Origin of the sequence: Streptococcus sp. HMSC063B03, assembly GCF_001836965.1 — a bacterium.
In the GTDB taxonomy this organism is placed as follows: domain Bacteria; phylum Bacillota; class Bacilli; order Lactobacillales; family Streptococcaceae; genus Streptococcus; species Streptococcus pneumoniae_F.
The window spans coordinates 1-233 of sequence record NZ_KV831025.1 but is presented as its reverse complement, the minus strand read 5'-3'; the positions used below and the strand labels follow the sequence as shown (position 1 = coordinate 233).

Sequence of the window (233 nt, the reverse complement as noted above, 5' to 3'; positions counted from 1 at the left end):
AATAAAACAGACCAAGAACAGGCTGTTCCATCAACTTCTATCCTTGTAACGACTAAAGAAGTGCAACCAACCAAACTAGAATCTACAACTATGGGCATTCATCCAACATATGGAAGCAATGATGTTCGTAAGATTAATAACCTCGATCAATTGTTTGACGGTGTCTACAACAACTTCGTTGAGTTTTCAGACTACGCCCATAAAGATGGCCATGTAACCTTGAAACTTGGTAG

General features: G+C 39.1%; 1 protein-coding gene. It reads left to right on the top strand.

Annotated features, from left to right (window positions below; translation table 11 throughout):
- On the top strand, positions 1–233 hold a 233-nt coding region (locus HMPREF2628_RS03965), incomplete at both ends, for a hypothetical protein (RefSeq protein WP_142350489.1).